Below are 209 nucleotides of genomic sequence, written 5' to 3' on the forward strand. Positions count from 1 at the left end.
ATTGCCCTTAGAACGCTCTCCTACCACTCAACCTAATGGTTGAATCCACAATTTCGGTAATGTGTTTAGCCCCGTTACATTTTCGGCGCAGGATCACTCGACTAGTGAGCTATTACGCACTCTTTAAATGGTGGCTGCTTCTGAGCCAACATCCTAGTTGTCTGTGCGATCCCACATCCTTTTCCACTTAACACATATTTAGGGACCTT

Annotated in this window: 1 rRNA gene; it reads right to left on the reverse strand. The window is 45.5% G+C overall.

The annotated features are described in order from the left end of the window. A 23S ribosomal RNA gene (locus LPAF129_RS11170) occupies positions 1 to 209 on the reverse strand; the annotation flags it as partial.

The organism is Ligilactobacillus pabuli, from assembly GCF_022836475.1.
Lineage (GTDB): Bacteria > Bacillota > Bacilli > Lactobacillales > Lactobacillaceae > Ligilactobacillus > Ligilactobacillus pabuli.